This window comes from Microbacterium testaceum (assembly GCF_001476285.1).
In the GTDB taxonomy this organism is placed as follows: Bacteria; Actinomycetota; Actinomycetes; order Actinomycetales; family Microbacteriaceae; genus Microbacterium; species Microbacterium testaceum_B.
Map to the genome: position 1 here is coordinate 14,652 of NZ_LDRU01000061.1, position 16,195 is coordinate 30,846.

The following is a 16,195-nucleotide window of genomic DNA, read 5'->3' on the forward strand; positions in this document are numbered from 1 at the left end:
ACCTCGTCCGCAGAGACCGCGGTGGGCTCCACGTGGAGACACCGCGCAAAAACCCAATGGAGGGAACCAGAGTGAACAAGCACAGCATGCTCAAGACGATCGCCGGAGTGGGCGTTCTCGCGCTCGGCATCGGCCTCGCCGGTTGCGCCGGAGACCGCACGGGCAACAGCGCTGGCGGCGACCAGGAGGCGGGTGGCACCATCGGCGTCGCGATGCCGACCCAGCAGTCGGAGCGGTGGATCGCCGACGGCAACAACGTCAAGTCGCAGCTCGAGGAGCTGGGCTACCAGGTCGACCTGCAGTACGCCAACGACGACATCCCGACCCAGGTCTCGCAGATCGAGAACATGATCACCACGGGCGCCAAGGCCCTGATCATCGCCTCGATCGACGGCACCACGCTCACCGACGTGCTGCAGCAGGCCAAGGACGCGAACATCCCCGTCATTGCGTACGACCGCCTCATCAACGGCACCGAGAACGTCGACTACTACACGACATTCGACAACTACAAGGTCGGCGTCCAGCAGGCCACCTCGCTCCTCACGGGCCTCGGCGTCCTCGACGCCTCGGGCAAGGAGACCGGCGCCACCGGCCCGTTCAACGTCGAGCTGTTCGCCGGGAGCCCCGACGACAACAACGCCACGTTCTTCTGGAACGGCGCGATGGACACCCTGAAGCCGTACATGGACAAGGGCGTGCTCGTGGTGCCCTCGGGTCAGACCGAGTTCGGCCAGGCCGCGATCCTCCGCTGGCTGCCCGAGACGGCGCAGAAGCGCATGGAGAACATCCTCACCGTCATCGGGGGCACCAAGCTCAACGGTGTGCTCTCGCCCTACGACGGTCTGTCGATCGGCATCATCTCGGCCCTCACCTCGGGCGGCTACTCGGCCAGCGACCTCCCCGTCATCACGGGTCAGGACGCCGAGGCCGGCTCGATCAAGTCGATCATCGCCGGCGAGCAGTACTCGACGATCTTCAAGGACACGCGCGAGCTCGCCAAGCAGGCCGTGACCATGGTCGACGACATCCGCAAGGGCGAGACCCCCGAGGTCAACGACGAGAAGACCTACGACAACGGCAAGAAGGTCGTCCCCTCGTACCTCCTGCAGTCGACCATCGTGACGAAGGACAACTACAAGGAAGTCCTGATCGACAGCGGTTACTACACCGAGGCCGACCTCAAGTAATCCCCGCGGGCGCGCCCTGCGCCGCCCGCACCGCCTCCGCCGCGATCGACCCGTTCGGTCGCGGCGGAGGCGCCCCCACGTCTCTCACCCCCACCGGCCCATGGCCGGCCCTGCAAGGAGGACCTCGTGAGCACCATCCTCGAGATGCGCTCGATCACCAAGGAGTTCCCCGGCGTCATCGCGCTCGCCGACGTGTCGTTGACCGTCGGGCGCGGAACGGTCCACGCCATCTGTGGCGAGAACGGCGCCGGCAAGTCCACTCTCATGAAGGTGCTCAGCGGTGTGTATCCCGCGGGCGACTACCGCGGCGAGATCGTCTTCGACGGCAAGACCGTCGAGTTCAAGGACATCCGCGACAGCGAATCCGCCGGCATCGTCATCATCCACCAGGAGCTCGCGCTGAGCCCCTACCTCTCGATCGCCGAGAACATCTTCCTCGGCAACGAGATCACCCACCGCGGTCTCATCGACTGGGACGCGACCAACCGCGAGGCGTCGAAGCTGCTCGCCCGCGTCGGGCTCGGCGACAGCCCCGACGTGCCCGTCAACGAGATCGGCGTCGGCAAGCAGCAGCTCGTCGAGATCGCGAAGGCGCTGTCGAAGGACGTCAAGCTCCTCATCCTCGACGAGCCCACCGCGGCCCTGAACGACGACGACTCCGAGCACCTGCTGGATCTGATCCGTCACCTCAAGGGCCAGGGGATCACCTGCATCATCATCAGCCACAAGCTCAACGAGATCCGCGCGATCGCCGACGAGGTCACGATCATCCGCGACGGGCGCACGATCGAGACGCTCGACGTCGCCACCGGCGGCACGAGCGAAGACCGCATCATCCGCGGGATGGTCGGACGCGAGCTCGAGAACCGCTACCCGGACCGGGACGTCGAGATCGGCGAAGAGGTCCTGCGCATCGAGGACTGGAACGTCAGTCACCCCACGGATGCCAGTCGCACGGTCATCCACAACGCGAACCTCACCGTTCGCGCCGGCGAGGTCGTCGGGATCGCCGGTCTCATGGGTGCCGGTCGCACGGAGCTCGCGATGAGCGTCTTCGGCAAGAGCTTCGGCTCGCGCATCTCGGGGAACGTGTACGTGCGCGGCCAGAAGGTCGACACCTCCACGGTCCCCGCGGCGATCCGCAGCGGACTCGCGTACGTCACCGAAGACCGCAAGGGCGCCGGACTCAACCTGATCGACACCATCAAGCGCAACATCTCGATCGCCGGGATGCGCAAGCTCGTGAAGGGCGGGTTCGTCGACGGCGACGAGGAATACCTCGTCGCCAACCGCTACCGCAAGTCGATGAACATCAAGGCGCCGAGCGTCGACGTGGTCGTCGGGAAGCTCTCCGGCGGCAACCAGCAGAAGGTCGTGCTGTCGCAGTGGCTCTTCTCCGACCCCGAGGTGCTCATCCTCGACGAGCCCACGCGCGGCATCGACGTCGGCGCGAAGTACGAGATCTACACGATCATCAACTCCCTCGCGGCACAGGGGAAGGGCGTGCTGGTGATCTCTTCGGAGCTCCCCGAGCTGCTCGGCATCTGCGACCGCATCTACACCCTCAGCGAAGGCCACATCACCGGCCAGCTGCCCATCGAAGAGGCCACTCCCGAGGCACTCATGGTGCTCATGACGAAGGAAAAGGAAGCCGACCATGTCAGCGCTTGACAACACCGTGACCCCGCAGGGTCCCGCGACGCCGAAGGGTCCCGTCGGCGGCGGCACCGGCGGCGGTGCCGGCAGCATTCTGCAGTTCTTCACGTCGCGACTGCGTGAGATCGGCATCTTCATCGCCCTGATCGTCATCGTCCTGCTCTTCCAGGCGCTGACCGGCGGGCGCCTGCTCACCGCGGGCAACGTGTCGAACATCATCGTCCAGAACAGCTACATCCTGATCCTCGCGATCGGCATGGTGATGATCATCATCGCCGGACACATCGACCTGTCGGTCGGTTCGGTCGCCGCCTTCGTCGGTGCGGTCTCGGGTGTGCTGATCGTGCAGTGGGGCCTGCCCTGGTGGCTCGGCATCCTGCTCTCGCTCCTCCTCGGTGCCGTGGTCGGCATGTGGCAGGGCTTCTGGGTGGCGTACATCGGCATCCCGGCCTTCATCGTGACCCTGGCGGGCATGCTGCTCTTCCGCGGTCTGACCCAGATGACCCTGGGCAACACCCAGATCACGCCGTTCCCCACGGAGTACCGCGCGCTGGGCGGCGGCTACCTCTTCCCCGACCTGTTCCCGGCCGCGTCCTCGCCGGCGGAGTGGATCACCGTCGGCCTCGGCGTGCTGACCCTCGTCCTCTTCGTCGTCTCCCAGGTGCGTCAGCGGGCGAAGCGCGCGGCGCTCGAACTGCAGAACGAACCGCAGGTCGCCTTCCTCGTCAAGCTCATCGGCGGCGGCGCCCTGATCGCCTACCTCACCTACCTGCTCGGTGTCGCTCCGGGGTCGCGCGGGACGCCCATCGTGCTCGTCGTGCTCGGCGTGCTGATCATCGGGTACTCCACGGTCATGAGCCGCAGCGTGTTCGGTCGCCACATCTACGCGATCGGCGGCAACCGCACCGCCGCGAAGCTGTCGGGCATCAACACCCGTCGCGTCGACTTCCTGCTCTTCGTGAACATGGGCGTCCTCGCGGCCCTGGCGGGCATCGTCTTCACGGGCCGACTGAACTCCGCCGGCCCCGGCGCCGGAAACCTGTTCGAGCTGGATGCCATCGCCGCCTCGTTCATCGGTGGCGCCGCCGTCCAGGGCGGTGTCGGCCGCGTGGTCGGCGCGATCGCCGGTGGTCTGGTCATGGGTGTGCTCAACAACGGCATGTCGCTCATGGGTATCTCGACCGACGTCCAGCAGTTCATCAAGGGTCTCGTGCTCCTTCTGGCCGTGGCCTTCGACGTGTGGAACAAGAACCGCACGCGCGGTTGATCCACCCCATCGAGACGCCCCGACGCTTCGGCGCCGGGGCGTCTCGTCGTTCCTGCGGCAGGATGGAACGGTGACCCCCCGCACGCCCGTCCGCCGCGCCGCCGCGGTGCTCGCCGTGCTCGCGCTGGGACTCGCCGGTTGCACGGCGACGTCGAACCGGGCGGCCGGCTCGAGCGACGGGGCCGGCGTGATCGGCGTCGCGCTGCCCTCGACCACCGACGCCGGATGGGAGCGCGCGGGGGAGGCCGTGGCATCCGAACTTCGCGATCGTGGCTACCGCGTCGACCTGGAGTATGCCGCCGACGACGCGCGAACGCAGGCCTCGCAGGTGCAGAACATGCTCACCAAGGGGGTGGATGCCGTGATCGTCGCGCCCCTGTCCACCGAGGAGCTCGCGGCGCCCGCCGAACTCGCCGAGGAAGACGGCGTTCCGATCGCCCTCCTCGGTCGCGGTCTCGCCGTTGCCGGAGGGGGGTTCGCCGCGGTGGTCGAGCCGGAAGAGCTCGGCCGCGCCCAGGCCCAGGCTCTGCTCGACGCGCTCGACGCGGGGCAGGGGGCGGATGCCACGGACCCGACGCCCGCCCCCGGGACCGAGACCACCGCGACCGAGACGCCCGCGACCGAGACGCCCGAGAGCGACGCGCCCGAGACGGTCGCACCCGACGACGTCAGCCCGACCTCGCCGGCCGGACCCGTCGAACTGACCATGCTCGCCGGCGCCGCGGACGACGGCTGGGAACAGCGCCGTCACGCCGCAGCGCTCGACGCCCTGACCCCCGCGGTCGACGAGGGGCGCCTGGTCATTGTGTCGGGCGCGACGTGGGATGAGGCCGCCGTCGACGCGGATCCGCTCGACGTCTCGGACGCCGCGGAGAAGCGCGTGCGGAACGTCGTCGCGGAGGCGGACGCGCGGGGTGAGACGGCCGGCCGCACGGCGTTCCTCGCCCTCGGCGACGACGTGACCCGCGGTGTCGTGACCGCGCTGACCACCGACCCGCCCGTCTCCGAGACCGCTTCGCCCACGCCGTCGCCGACGCCGTCGCCCTCGCCGGCCGCGGAGCGTTCGTCGCCGACCGCCGAACGTCCGGACCCGATCATCGTCGTCTCCGGAGCCGACGTCGGCACCGTGCGCGCCCTCGAGCAGGGCGCACTCACCGCGACCGTCTTCGTCGACACGCGCGATCTGGCCGCGCCGATCGCCGATGCCGTGGAAGCGCTGCTCGACGAGCGCGAACCGGCGTCGGACGGCACCGAGCTCCCCGGATCGACGGACGTCCCGGCTGTCGCGGTCGGCCCGCAGACCGTTCGTGCCGACGACATCACGCGTGTCCTGCTCGACACCGGCTGGATGACCCCCGAAGAGCTTTCGGGATAACCCGAACGAGGGCGGGGGCTGCCCGGGCGGTGCGGAGACGAGGCCCACCCCTACCGTGGAACACATGACCACGGCATCCGTTCTTCCGCCTCCTCCGCCGAACCCGCCCGGACGCGACGACTCCGCGACCATCGCCGCGGACACCGCAGCCCACACCGTGCCGCTGCCGCCCGTCGAGCCGGCCGTGACCCCCTCGTCCCGTGTGCGCATCGCCACCCCCGGGCGCATCGCCGGGGCCGCGGCCCAGATGGCTGCGCTCGGCCTCATCGGCCCGATGGTGTTCAGCGCGCTGTTCGGCATGCTGGGCGGCGGCATCGGACTGCTCTTCGCGCTCCTGATCGGCGTCGTCGTTCTCGTCGCCCTCGTCTACGCCCTCTTCGCAGTGGCCTGGTTCGAGAGGGCCCGTGTCGACGGCCTCTACGGCTTCGGCCTCCCGGCGCTGAGTCCCCGCCGCAGCCCGCGCCCCGGATTCGTCGGCTTCCTCCACACGGTCTGGCTGCAAGCGATCGACCCCGGCCAGTGGCGCGCGGTGGCCTCGTTCACGATCGGCACGATCCTGGGCCTGGTCACCCTGACCGCCGCGGGTCTCGTGGCGTGGGGCTTCGCCCTCGCGATCGCCCCGATCGTCGGGTGGCCGGATACGCGCTTCCTCGGCATCTTTCCGCTCGACGGGTTCGCTGCGCCCCTCGTCGGTGTCATCGCGCTCGTCGCATCGCTCGCCGCCATCGTCGGACTCGCCGTGCTGCACGGCGTGATCGTCCGCGCGATCTTCGTCCCCTCGCGGGAAGCGGAGCTCGAGGAGCGCGCACGCACCTCCGACACCCGCCGTGCCGGAGCGGTCCGCGCCGCCGAGGTCGAGCGCACACGCATCGAGCGCGATCTCCACGACGGCGTCCAGCCGCGACTGGTCTCGATCGGCATGACCCTGGGGCTCGCCCAGACCAAGATCGACGACGACCCTGAGACGGCGAAAGCGCTCGTCGCCGAGGCGCACGCCTCGACCAAGTCGGCGATCACCGAACTCCGGCAGCTGGCCCGTGGCATCCACGCCTCGGTGCTCGATGATCGGGGACTGGATGCCGCCCTCTCGGCGCTCGCGTCGCGCTCGCACATCCCCGTGACCCTCGACGTGCGTCTGCCGCGTCGGTGCAGTCGTCCGGCGGAGGCCGCCGTGTACTTCGCGATCGCCGAGGCCCTGACGAATGCGGCGAAGCACTCCCGGGCGACCGGGTGTCGCGTACACGTCCGCCTCCGCGAGGACGGGACCCTCTGGGCCCGGGTCGAGGACGACGGGCTGGGCGGGGCGCGCGTTGTCCCGGGCGGTGGCCTCGACGGCATCGTCAACCGCGTCACCGCCGCCGGCGGCACGGCGCGCATCGACAGCCCCCAGGGCGGACCCACGACCGTGGAGGTGAGCGTCCCGTGCGCATCCTGATCTGCGAGGACTCCGTGCTGCTGCGCGAGGGGCTCGTCCGCCTTCTCGCCGACGACGGTCACGAGGTCGTCGCCGCCCTGCCCGACGCCGACGGGCTCCAGGCCGCGGTCGACGAGCACGCCCCCGACCTCTGCGTCCTCGACGTGCGGCTTCCGCCGACCTGGACCGACGAGGGCATCCGCGCGGCGATCGCGCTGAGGTCCCGGCATCCGGGACTCGCTGTCCTCGTCCTCTCGCAGTACGTCGAGGAGCAGTACGCCAGCGACCTGATCGCCGATGGGCAGGGCTCGCTCGGCTACCTGCTGAAGGACCGGGTCGCCGACGTCCGCGACTTCCTCGACGCGGTCGCCCGCATCAGCGGGGGAGCGACCGTGCTCGACCCCGAGGTCGTCGGCCAGCTCCTCGCCCGTCGCCGTCGTGACGAGCGTCTGCAGAGCCTGACGGAGCGGGAGCGCAGCGTGCTCGCGCTCATCGCGGAAGGCCGGTCGAACCAGGCCATCGCCGCCGCGCTCTTCGTGAGCGAGGCCAGCGTCGAGAAGTACATCACCGCCATCTTCACCAAGCTCGGCCTCGAGCAGGACGAGACCGGCAACCGCCGCGTCATCGCCGCCCTCGTGCACCTGGGCCACGACCACACCGGAGCAACGTCATGACCACGCAGACCCCCCTCGAGCCGACCCCCGTCGAGCCGACTCCTCCGCCGGCGCAGACCTCGCGCCGGGGAACCGTGCTCGCGGTGTCGATCGTCACGATCGTCGTCGGAGCGATCGCCCTCGTCGGCACGGTGGGCGGCACCGCGATCACCGCGGCGGCCACGCTCGCCGACACGCGATCCGGTGTGAACGCGGGCTCCGTCTCGGCGCGCGGCCTCACCGATCTCTCGGTCGACGTCGCCGGAGGCTCGCTCACGATCGAGTACGGCGATGGGACCGACGCGACGCTCGAGGCCGGGGGCAATCGACGCGGCGGCTGGACGTTCGAGCGCACGGGCGACACGCTGCGCGTGTCGTCGCCGCGGGGAGCCTTCGTCGACTGGGACCGGAGCCCGGGCGCGACGCTGACGCTCCCGCGCAGCCTGAAAGGTTCGCCGCTCGACGGGCGCATCGACGTCACGGGCGGGACGCTCGACCTCGACGCCGAGATGCGCGCGCTGACGGTGAACTTGGCCGGCGGTGCGGTCGACCTGTCCGGGAGCGCCGAGACCCTCGAGGTCACGGTCGCCGGCGGCGCCGCCACGGCCGACGTCGAGGATGTCGACACGGCGACCTTCGAGGTCGCCGGCGGGGAGCTGACGGCCGGGTTGAGCGGTGCGACCCCCAGCCGCACGACGGTCACGGTCACGGCGGGATCCGCCGACATCACACTGCCCGACGACGAGTACCGGGTCGTGAACCAGGACGGTATCGGTTCGGTCGACAACAGCCTGCGCACCTCGTCGTCGGCGAAGGCCGTCGTCGACGTCGAGGCGGCGCTGGGGCAGGTGTCTCTGTCGTCCTGAGCGTCGCGACGGCGCCCGCCTCGTGGACCCCGATACGTCGGACCGCGAGGCGGGCTCGTGTGCATCACGGGGGCGTGGCCCGTGCGGTCATCCCCGCAGGTAGACGGTCGCCGTTTCCGTGAAGAACTCGCGTGCCGCCTGCCCCTGCTCCTTGGGGCCGAGGGCACTGCCGCGGTTCCCTCCGAACGGAACGTGGAGGTCGGCGCCGGCCGAGGCCGAGTTCACGTGGACCACGCCGACGCGGACCTCCTCGATCGCGGCGAGGGCGCGACCGAGGTCGGTGGTGAAGATCGCCGCCGACAGGCCGTAGTCGCTGTCGTCGACGAGGCGGAATCCCTCGGCGGCGGAGGCGACGCGGCGGACGGCGACGACCGGTCCGAACAGCTCTTCCCGCCACAGCTCGCCCGGGTTGGATTCGGGGACCTCGAACACCGACGGCGGCACGAAGAACCCCTCCGAGAGCGGTCCTTCGCGGTAGGGGCCCGGCGCGACGACCGGACGCGCGTATCCGCTCGCGCGCTCCAGGGCGGCGTTCACCCTGTCGCGGGCTGCGGCGTCGACGAGCGGGCCGACCTCGATGCCGTCCGCGACCGCGTCACCGACGCGGGCGGCCGCGGTGCGCTCGGCGAGAGCGGCGAGGAACCGATCGGCGACCGCCTCGTGCACGATCACGCGCGAGGTCGCGGTGCATTTCTGTCCCGCGGCCCGGAAGGCTCCGACGGCGACCTGCTCGACGGCGAGCTCGAGGTCGGCGTCGTCGAGGACGAGGGCGGCGTTCTTGCCGCCGAGCTCGCCCTGGAACGGCACGCCACGCGCCGCGAGCTGCGCCGCGATCGCCCGTCCGACGCGCGTGGATCCGGTGAAGGTCACGGCGTCGATGTCGGGGTGCGCGACGAGCGCCTCGCCGACCGCAGCGGTGCCGTTGACGAGGTTGAGCACCCCGTCGGGGAGACCCGCCTGCTGCAGCGCCTGCGCGAATCGCATCGCCAGGACCGGGACGAAGGTCGCGGGCTTCCACACGATCGTGTTGCCCCACGCGAGGGCCGGGGCGAGCTTCCACGCGGGGATCGAGAAGGGGAAGTTGAACGGGGTGATCGCCCCGATGACCCCGACGGGGCGACGAACGACGAGGATGCGTTCGCCCCGCGTCGGCGACTCGTAGACCTCGCCGGAGGGGCGCTCGACGTCGTGAGCGTGATAGCGGAGGATATTCGCCCCGTGTCCCACCTCGGCGACCGCCTCGGCGAGGGTCTTGCCCTCCTCGCGGGCGAGTTCGGCTCCCCATTCCTCGGCGTGCGCGGCGGCGATGTCGGCGGCGCCGCGGAGCACGGCCGCACGAGCGCGGGCCGGGGTGCGGCTCCAGCTCGCGAACGCGGCGCGCGCGGCCGCGACGGCGCGGTCGACGTCCGCGTGGTCGGCACCGGGACCGGTGGCCACGATGTCGGACGGACGGCTCGGATTGACGTCGACCAGCTCTTCTCCGCCGCCGGTGACCCAGCGGCCGTCGATGAGGTGCTGCAACAGGGTCGTGTCGGTCATCGCTTCTCTCCCTCGGTGACGGAACGGAAGGCCGGAATGCCGGTGAGGTGGGCGCCGAGCACGAGCGTGTGGATCTCGTCGGTGCCCTCGTAGGTGCGCACCGACTCCAGGTTCGCGGCGTGCCGCATGGGCGAGTACTCGGCGCTCACACCGTTGCCGCCGAGGATCGTCCGCGCCTCCCGTGCCACGGCGATCGCCGCGCGGGTGTTGCTGAGCTTGGCGACCGAGATCTGATGGGGCGCGAGGCGACCGGCATCCTTCAATCGCCCCAGACGGAGGGCGACCAGCTGGGCCTTCTCGATCTCGAGGGCCATGTCGACGAGCTTGCTCTGCGTGAGCTGGAACGACGCGATCGGCTGGTTGAACTGCATGCGTTGCCCGGCGTAGGCGAGCGCGGTCTCGTAGCTGTCGCGCGCGGCCCCGATCACGCCCCACCCGATGCCGTATCGAGCCTCGTTGAGACACGAGAAGGGGGCCCGCAGTCCGCGCGCCTCGGGGAGCTGCGCGTCCGCCGGGATACGCACGTCCGAGAGAGCGATGTCGCACTGGATCGACGCGCGCATCGACATCTTGGGGGCGATCGGGGTCGCGGTGAACCCGGGGGTGTCGGTGGGGACCAGGAAGCCGCGGACGCCCTCGTCGGTCTGCGCCCAGATCACGGCGACGTCGGCGATCGAAGCGAGGCCGATCCACCTCTTCGCACCGTTGAGCACCCAGTCATCGCCGTCACGGCGGGCGAAAGTGGTCATGCTCGCGGGGTCGGAACCCGAGTTCGGCTCGGTGAGCCCGAAGCACCCGATCGCCTCGCCGCGTGCCATGGACGGAAGCCAGCGCTGCTTCTGCTCCTCGCTGCCGTGCTTGTGGATCGCGCTCATCGCCAGGGAGCCCTGCACCGAGACGAACGTGCGGAGTCCGGAGTCGCCGGCCTCGAGCTCCATGGCCGCGAGGCCGTACTCGACGGCGCTGCGACCGGGGCACCCGTACCCCGAGAGATGCATGCCGAGCAGCCCGAGGGCGGCGAGTTCCGGCACGAGCTCGACGGGGAAATGCGCCCGGTCGTACCAATCGGCGATCGAGGGCTTCACGCGCTCGTCGACGAACGCCCGCACGCGGGTGCGGACCTCGCGTTCGGCGTCATCGAGCAGGCCGTCGAAGTCGAGCAGGTCGGGAACGGTGCTCATGCGGCATCCTCCCTCTGGGTCAGGGTGGCGGTCACGGTGCGGACGGCGTCGACGAGGAGCCGCAGCCCCGTATCGAGGATGGCCTCGTCGATCACCAACGGGGGAAGCAGCCGGATGACGTTGCCGTGCGTGCCGCACGTGAGCGTCAGCACGCCGGCCGCGTGGCAGGCGGCGGAGACGCGCTGGGCGAGGTCGGCGCGCGGGGCGAGGGTGCCGGGGTCGGCGAACTCGATCGCCATCATCGCTCCGCGTCCGCGCACCTCGGCCACGGAGGGGACCTCGTCGACGAGGGGTTCGAGATGGCCGCGGACGGCGCGTTCGATCCGGCCGACGCGGGGGAGCAGATCGGGGTCGTCGAGGACCTCGAAGACCGCCAGTGCGGCTTCGCACGCGACGGGATTTCCGGCGTAGGTGCCGCCCAGACCGCCCGGGTGCACGGCATCCATGATCTCCGTCCGGCCGGTGACGGCGCTCAGGGGGAGGCCGCCGCCCAGGGCTTTCGCGGTGAGCAGCAGATCGGCGACGACGCCCTCGTGCTCGCTCGCGAACAGGCGTCCCGTTCGCCCGAGTCCGCTCTGGATCTCGTCGATCACGAGCAGGATGCCGTGCCGCTCGGTGATCTCGCGCAGTCCGGGCAGGAACCCGGGGGAGGGGACGACGAAGCCGCCCTCGCCCTGGATCGGCTCCACCACGAGAGCGGCGAAGCTCTCGGCGCCGTGCTCTCCGACGATGCGCTCGATCTCGGCGAGCACCTCGTCCACCGGGCGTCCGCGCAGGGGGTTGGCATTGGGGAGGCGCACGATGTCGCCCGGGAACGGTCCGAACGAGGTCTTGTACGGATGTTCTTTCGCGGTCATGCCGAGGGTCAGCAGCGACCGGCCGTGGTACGCCTCGTCGACGACCAGGACCCCGGCGCGTCCGGTGTGGGCGCGGGCGATCTTGACGGCGTTCTCGACCGCCTCCGCTCCCGTGGTGAAAAGGCCGGTGCGCTTGTCGTGCGTCCCCGGCGTGTTCGCGTTCAGCCACTGAGCGACACGGACGTACCCCTCGTACTCGGTGACCATGAAGCAGGTGTGCGTCACGCGGCTCACCTGGGCGGACACGCGCTCCGCCACGCGGGGATTCGCGGCGCCGACGCTGGTGACGGCGATACCCGAGGCGAGATCGATCAGCTCGTTGCCGTCGACGTCCTCGAGGGTGGAGGCCGTGGCTCGGGCGACGAAGACGGGCAGGGTGACGCCGAAACCGCCGGGCACGGCGCTCGTGCGTTCGTCGTGCAGACGGCGCGAGCGGGGGCCGGGGATCTCGGTGACGAGGCGGGGAACGGTCATGGGGCGACTGTACGGCTCGGCGCGCGAGCATGATCGGGCGGTGTGCACGTCGTCGTGACGACTGCTGTGCATCCTGCACAATAGGGGAATGCCGACCCTTTCCGCGCTCGCCGACGCCGCGGGTGATGCCCTCGTGCCCGTGACGCCGTTTCCCCCGTCGCGGCTCGTCACCGGCGTGCACGTGTCGGAGCTGGCGGCACCGGGCCGCTACCTCGCCGGCGGGGAACTGCTGCTGACCACCGGCATCCCCCTCACCGGGCGTGACAGCGACGAGGACTACGTGGCCTCGCTCGCGGCGCACGACGTCGGTGCCCTCGGCCTCGGCCTGGGCGAGGGGTGGGACGCTCCGCCCCCGGGGTTCGCGGATCGGTGCGCGCGGGCGGGAGTGCCGTTGTTCGTGGTGCCCGACGGCATCCCCTTCCTCGACGTGTCACGGGCGCTCGTGGGCTTGGAACGCCGGCTCGAGCGCGATGCGGGGCTCCGGGCCGCCTCCGCGCACACCCGACTGGCCGAGGCCGCCGCGGGAGAGGACGGAAGAGCTGGTGTGGTGAGGGCGATCGCCGAGGCCGTCGGCGGGTGGGCCGCGTGGGTGCCCGCGCCCCGGGCCGGGGGGACGGCGCTCCTGCACCCGCCCGCGCTGGAGGGCCTGCTGCCCTCGGTCGTCGCCGACATCGAGGCGTCGCTCGGCCGATCGGGTGCGGGCGCGGCCTCGTTCTCGGCGCACGGCTCGGTCGTGCTGGCGCTGCCCGTGACGACGGGGTCGGGCCGGGTCGGCGCTCTCGCGATCGGCGCAGGGCGTCCCCTCGCCCCCGCCGATCGTCAGCTCGCGCGCACCGCCATCGCGCTCCTGCGCGCGCTCGCCGCGCCCAGCGCGTCGACCGATGCGTCGACCGCCGGCGCGTGGATCGTGCGCCTCGCCCTCGACGGGCGCGCCTCGGCGGCCCGCGACCTGGCTCGCTCCAGCGGCGTCGATCTGCCTCCCGTCGTCCGGGTGCACGTCGGGCCCCCCGACGCCGGGGCGGCGCCGCTCTCGGTCGTGGACGGCCCGCTCCGCGTCACGCTGCGCGGGGCCGACGACGTCCCGCCGATCGGGGCGACGAGCGTGCCGGTCGTGTGGGAAGACGTCCCCGCCGCCGCCGATCGCGTACGGGCGTCGTGGTTCGCGGCGATCCGTGACGACCCCGACGCCATGCCCGCCGTCGTCGAGCCCGCGGACCGCGCGACTCGATGGCTCGACGCGCTCCGTACGCCCGAGCTGCGCGACCTGGTCCGCGCGCACCTCGCCGGAGGACAGCGCGTCGAGCACACCGCGCGTGCTCTCGGCGTGCACCGCAACACGGCCCGACAGCGGATCGCGGCGGCGGAACGCGCGATGGGCGTCGCTCTCACCGACCCCGACGCCGCCGCCGAGCTCTGGATCGCTCTCCGTCGCGTCAGCCGTTGACCTCGTCGAGCCACGCGAGCACCTGCTCGGTGTGCTCTCCCAGTCGCGGCGGCGCGGACGAGGCGCTCGGCACGGCGGGTGACCAGGCGATGGGCGATCGCACCTGGCGCGAGGCACGCCCGTCCGCTCCCCGGGTCTCGTACACGGGATCGAGGCCGAGGCGGTCGGCGAGCGCGAGCCCCTCGCCGATGGTGTTCACGACGCCCGCAGCGACGCCCACCGCGTTGAGGCGTTCGGCCCACGCGGCGGCCGTGTCGCCGGCCAGGGCCTCCTCGAGGGCCACGGCGAGGTCATCACGATTGCCGACGCGGAGCGCGTTGGTCGCGAAGCGCTCGTGCTCGGCGAGGTGGCCGACGCCGAGCACCTCGGTCATGCGTCGGAACTGCGCGTCGTTGCCGCACGCCACCGCGAGGGGACCGTCGCCGCATCGCAACACCTCGTAGGGGGCGATCGAGGGATGCCGGTTCCCCAGGCGCGCGGGCTCGGCCCCGGCACCGAGGTGAGCCGAGACCTGGTTGACGAGCGCTGCCTGGAGGCTCGACAGGAGGTTGACGTCGATGCGGGAACCTCGCCCGGTCAGCTCTCGACGTCGGAGTGCGGCGAGGATGCCGATGACGGCGTCCTTGCCGGTGAGAACGTCGACGAGCGCGACCCCCGCCTTCATGGCCTCGCCCTCCCTCTCGCCGGTGATGTGCATGAGCCCGCCGACGGCCTGGGCGACGAAGTCGTAGCCGGGGAGGCGCGCGCCCCCGTCGAGGCCGAAGCCGCTCACGGAGGCGTAGACGAGTCGCGGATGCCGCGCGGACAACGTCTCCCAGTCGAAGCCGAGCCGCGCGAACTGGCCGGGGCGGAAGTTCTCGATGACGACGTCGCTGCGGGCGATGATCTGCTCGGCCCGCGCTCGATCGCCGGGGAGGGTGAGGTCGAGCGCGATGGACGACTTCCCGCGATTGGCCGCCTCGAAGTACGTGGTCATGCCCGAGGAGGCGTAGGGCGGGCCCCACGCGCGGGTGTCGTCGCCGCCCCCGGGGCGTTCGATCTTCACGACGCGGGCGCCGAGGTCGGCCAGCATCATCGTGGCCAGAGGGCCCGCGAGCACCCGTGAGAAGTCGGCGACGACCACGCCCTCGAGGGGGGCGTTCACGTGTGCACCCCCGCCAGCGCGTGCGCCGTGGACGCGCGCGCCACGACCTCGATCGGGAACTCGACGTCGGTGCCACGCGGGCTCCGCCCCTCCAGCACATCGAGGAGGAGCGCGGCGCACGCCACCCCCGAGGCTCGCGGACGCAGGTCGATCGAGGTGATCGACGGGCGCAGGAACGGCAGCGAGGGATGATCGACGCACGAGACGACCGTGATGTCGTCGCCGACTGTCCGGCCGAGTCGTTCGAGGGTGGCGACCACCTCGATCGCGCTGGAGTCGGGCCCGCAGACGATGACGTCGGTGTCGGGCCGTTCCGCCAGCAGCTGCTCGGTGCGGCTGCGGATCTCGACCCAGGGCGCTTCGAACGACACCGCTGCCAGGACGGGGTCGAGTCCGCGCTCCCCGCACGCGCGGCGGTATCCGGCGACGAGTTGGCGGCCCCAGTCCGAGGAGTCCGGCGCGACCAGGAGAGCGGGGTGACGGGCGCCCGTGCGGTCGATCTCGTCGAACAGTCGCCGCATCGCCGACTCGTGCGAGGACCACACGACGCCGACGGGCTCGCCCTCGACGTCGGCGGGGAGATGCTCCTGGGTCACGATGGGGATGCCGGAGGCGAAGAGCGCCGGCAACGCGGGGTCTCCCGCGAGCGGGTCTCCGATGACGAGGCCGTCGGCGCGGATCGGGCGGGATCGTCCCGAGGAGACCGAGGGGCTCACGATCGTGACGTCGACGTCGTGCGCGGCGGCGTGGGTGACGATGCCGAACGTGAAGGCCATGTAGTACGAAGAGCGCGAGACGACCTCGGGCAGGACGATGCCGATCGTCCCCACCGAGCCGCTGCGCAGCTGTCGAGCGGCGGTGTTGGCGGTGTAGCCGAGGGCCGCGGCCGCCGCGAGCACCGCCTCGCGGGTCGCGGGGGAGACTCGTCCGGTTCCGCTCAGGGCGTCCGACGCCGTGGTCTTGCCGACCCCGGCGCGACGGGCGACATCGATCAGGCGCGCTCGGCCGGTCTCGTGCATGCCGAGGAGTCTAACCACACCGCCGCGAGCGTCATCTCCCCGAAACATTTCGGGTCTTGCGCCGAAACGGGACTCTCGCATACTTTTGCCGGAACGTTCCGGCATCAGTCTTGCCG

13 protein-coding genes are annotated in these 16,195 nt (G+C 71.3%); 8 read left to right on the forward strand and 5 right to left on the reverse strand.

Annotated elements, in window-relative coordinates; genetic code table 11:
- Positions 1-86 precede the first annotated feature (86 nt).
- From chvE to NS283_RS11040, 7 genes are all read left to right on the forward strand, one after another.
- The gene (chvE, locus tag NS283_RS11010) at positions 87-1,190 is read left to right on the forward strand and encodes a multiple monosaccharide ABC transporter substrate-binding protein (RefSeq protein WP_058596951.1); all 1,104 of its coding nucleotides are present in this window, start codon (positions 87-89) and stop codon (positions 1,188-1,190) included.
- 144 nt (positions 1,191-1,334) lie between these two features.
- Entirely contained in the window at positions 1,335-2,861 is a 1,527-nt protein-coding gene (gene mmsA / locus NS283_RS11015; protein ID WP_058596952.1) for a multiple monosaccharide ABC transporter ATP-binding protein, read from the forward strand.
- Positions 2,848-4,113, forward strand: a complete 1,266-nt coding sequence (mmsB, locus tag NS283_RS11020) for a multiple monosaccharide ABC transporter permease (RefSeq protein WP_241490381.1) — start codon at positions 2,848-2,850, stop codon at positions 4,111-4,113. Before mmsA ends, mmsB begins: the two co-directional genes overlap by 14 nt.
- A 70-nt stretch (positions 4,114-4,183) precedes the next feature.
- Positions 4,184-5,488 (forward strand): substrate-binding domain-containing protein, encoded by a 1,305-nt coding sequence (locus tag NS283_RS11025; RefSeq protein ID WP_058596914.1) that lies wholly within the window; start codon positions 4,184-4,186, stop codon positions 5,486-5,488.
- A 64-nt stretch (positions 5,489-5,552) separates the two neighbouring features.
- Positions 5,553-6,923, forward strand: a complete 1,371-nt coding sequence (locus tag NS283_RS11030; protein ID WP_193752673.1) for a sensor histidine kinase — start codon at positions 5,553-5,555, stop codon at positions 6,921-6,923.
- Complete coding sequence (locus NS283_RS11035; RefSeq protein ID WP_058596915.1) at positions 6,911-7,576, forward strand: response regulator transcription factor; 666 nt, start codon at positions 6,911-6,913, stop codon at positions 7,574-7,576. Before NS283_RS11030 ends, NS283_RS11035 begins: the two co-directional genes overlap by 13 nt.
- Positions 7,573-8,421, forward strand: a complete 849-nt coding sequence (locus NS283_RS11040) for a hypothetical protein (protein ID WP_058596916.1) — start codon at positions 7,573-7,575, stop codon at positions 8,419-8,421. The genes NS283_RS11035 and NS283_RS11040 overlap by 4 nt, the downstream gene beginning before the upstream one ends.
- Positions 8,422-8,508: 87 nt before the next feature.
- Here NS283_RS11040 and NS283_RS11045 read toward each other — a convergent pair whose 3' ends face one another.
- The 3 genes from NS283_RS11045 to gabT are packed head-to-tail and all read right to left on the reverse strand — an operon-like array spanning position 8,509 to position 12,472.
- Positions 8,509-9,960, reverse strand: a complete 1,452-nt coding sequence (locus NS283_RS11045) for an aldehyde dehydrogenase family protein (RefSeq protein WP_058596917.1) — start codon at positions 9,958-9,960, stop codon at positions 8,509-8,511.
- The gene (locus tag NS283_RS11050) at positions 9,957-11,141 is read right to left on the reverse strand and encodes an acyl-CoA dehydrogenase family protein (RefSeq protein ID WP_058596918.1); all 1,185 of its coding nucleotides are present in this window, start codon (positions 11,139-11,141) and stop codon (positions 9,957-9,959) included. The genes NS283_RS11045 and NS283_RS11050 overlap by 4 nt, the downstream gene beginning before the upstream one ends.
- Complete coding sequence (gene gabT / locus NS283_RS11055; RefSeq protein ID WP_058596954.1) at positions 11,138-12,472, reverse strand: 4-aminobutyrate--2-oxoglutarate transaminase; 1,335 nt, start codon at positions 12,470-12,472, stop codon at positions 11,138-11,140. The genes NS283_RS11050 and gabT overlap by 4 nt, the downstream gene beginning before the upstream one ends.
- 88 nt (positions 12,473-12,560) lie before the next feature.
- Between gabT and NS283_RS11060 the strand changes: the two genes are divergently transcribed.
- A complete protein-coding gene (locus NS283_RS11060) occupies positions 12,561-13,916 on the forward strand; it encodes a PucR family transcriptional regulator (RefSeq protein WP_058596919.1) in 1,356 nt (451 codons plus the stop codon).
- Here the strand turns inward: NS283_RS11060 and NS283_RS11065 are convergent.
- The gene (locus NS283_RS11065; protein WP_058596920.1) at positions 13,906-15,060 is read right to left on the reverse strand and encodes a CaiB/BaiF CoA transferase family protein; all 1,155 of its coding nucleotides are present in this window, start codon (positions 15,058-15,060) and stop codon (positions 13,906-13,908) included. The two genes, NS283_RS11060 and NS283_RS11065, sit on opposite strands and share 11 nt — an antisense overlap.
- Positions 15,057-16,079, reverse strand: a complete 1,023-nt coding sequence (locus tag NS283_RS11070) for a LacI family DNA-binding transcriptional regulator (RefSeq protein WP_058596921.1) — start codon at positions 16,077-16,079, stop codon at positions 15,057-15,059. The genes NS283_RS11065 and NS283_RS11070 overlap by 4 nt, the downstream gene beginning before the upstream one ends.
- Between the last annotated feature and the right edge of the window lie 116 nt (positions 16,080-16,195).

Bases quoted from the DNA above. Each gene is read 5' to 3' on its own strand.
- chvE (WP_058596951.1), top strand. From the start codon at position 87: ATGCTCAAGACGATCGCCGGAGTGGGCGTTCTCGCGCTCGGCATCGGC.
- mmsA (WP_058596952.1), top strand. From the start codon at position 1,335: ATGCGCTCGATCACCAAGGAGTTCCCCGGCGTCATCGCGCTCGCCGAC.
- mmsB (WP_241490381.1), top strand. From the start codon at position 2,848: ATGTCAGCGCTTGACAACACCGTGACCCCGCAGGGTCCCGCGACGCCG.
- NS283_RS11030 (WP_193752673.1), top strand. From the start codon at position 5,553: ATGACCACGGCATCCGTTCTTCCGCCTCCTCCGCCGAACCCGCCCGGA.
- NS283_RS11040 (WP_058596916.1), top strand. From the start codon at position 7,573: ATGACCACGCAGACCCCCCTCGAGCCGACCCCCGTCGAGCCGACTCCT.
- NS283_RS11045 (WP_058596917.1), bottom strand. From the start codon at position 9,960: ATGACCGACACGACCCTGTTGCAGCACCTCATCGACGGCCGCTGGGTC.
- NS283_RS11050 (WP_058596918.1), bottom strand. From the start codon at position 11,141: ATGAGCACCGTTCCCGACCTGCTCGACTTCGACGGCCTGCTCGATGAC.
- gabT (WP_058596954.1), bottom strand. From the start codon at position 12,472: ATGACCGTTCCCCGCCTCGTCACCGAGATCCCCGGCCCCCGCTCGCGC.
- NS283_RS11060 (WP_058596919.1), top strand. From the start codon at position 12,561: ATGCCGACCCTTTCCGCGCTCGCCGACGCCGCGGGTGATGCCCTCGTG.
- NS283_RS11070 (WP_058596921.1), bottom strand. From the start codon at position 16,079: ATGCACGAGACCGGCCGAGCGCGCCTGATCGATGTCGCCCGTCGCGCC.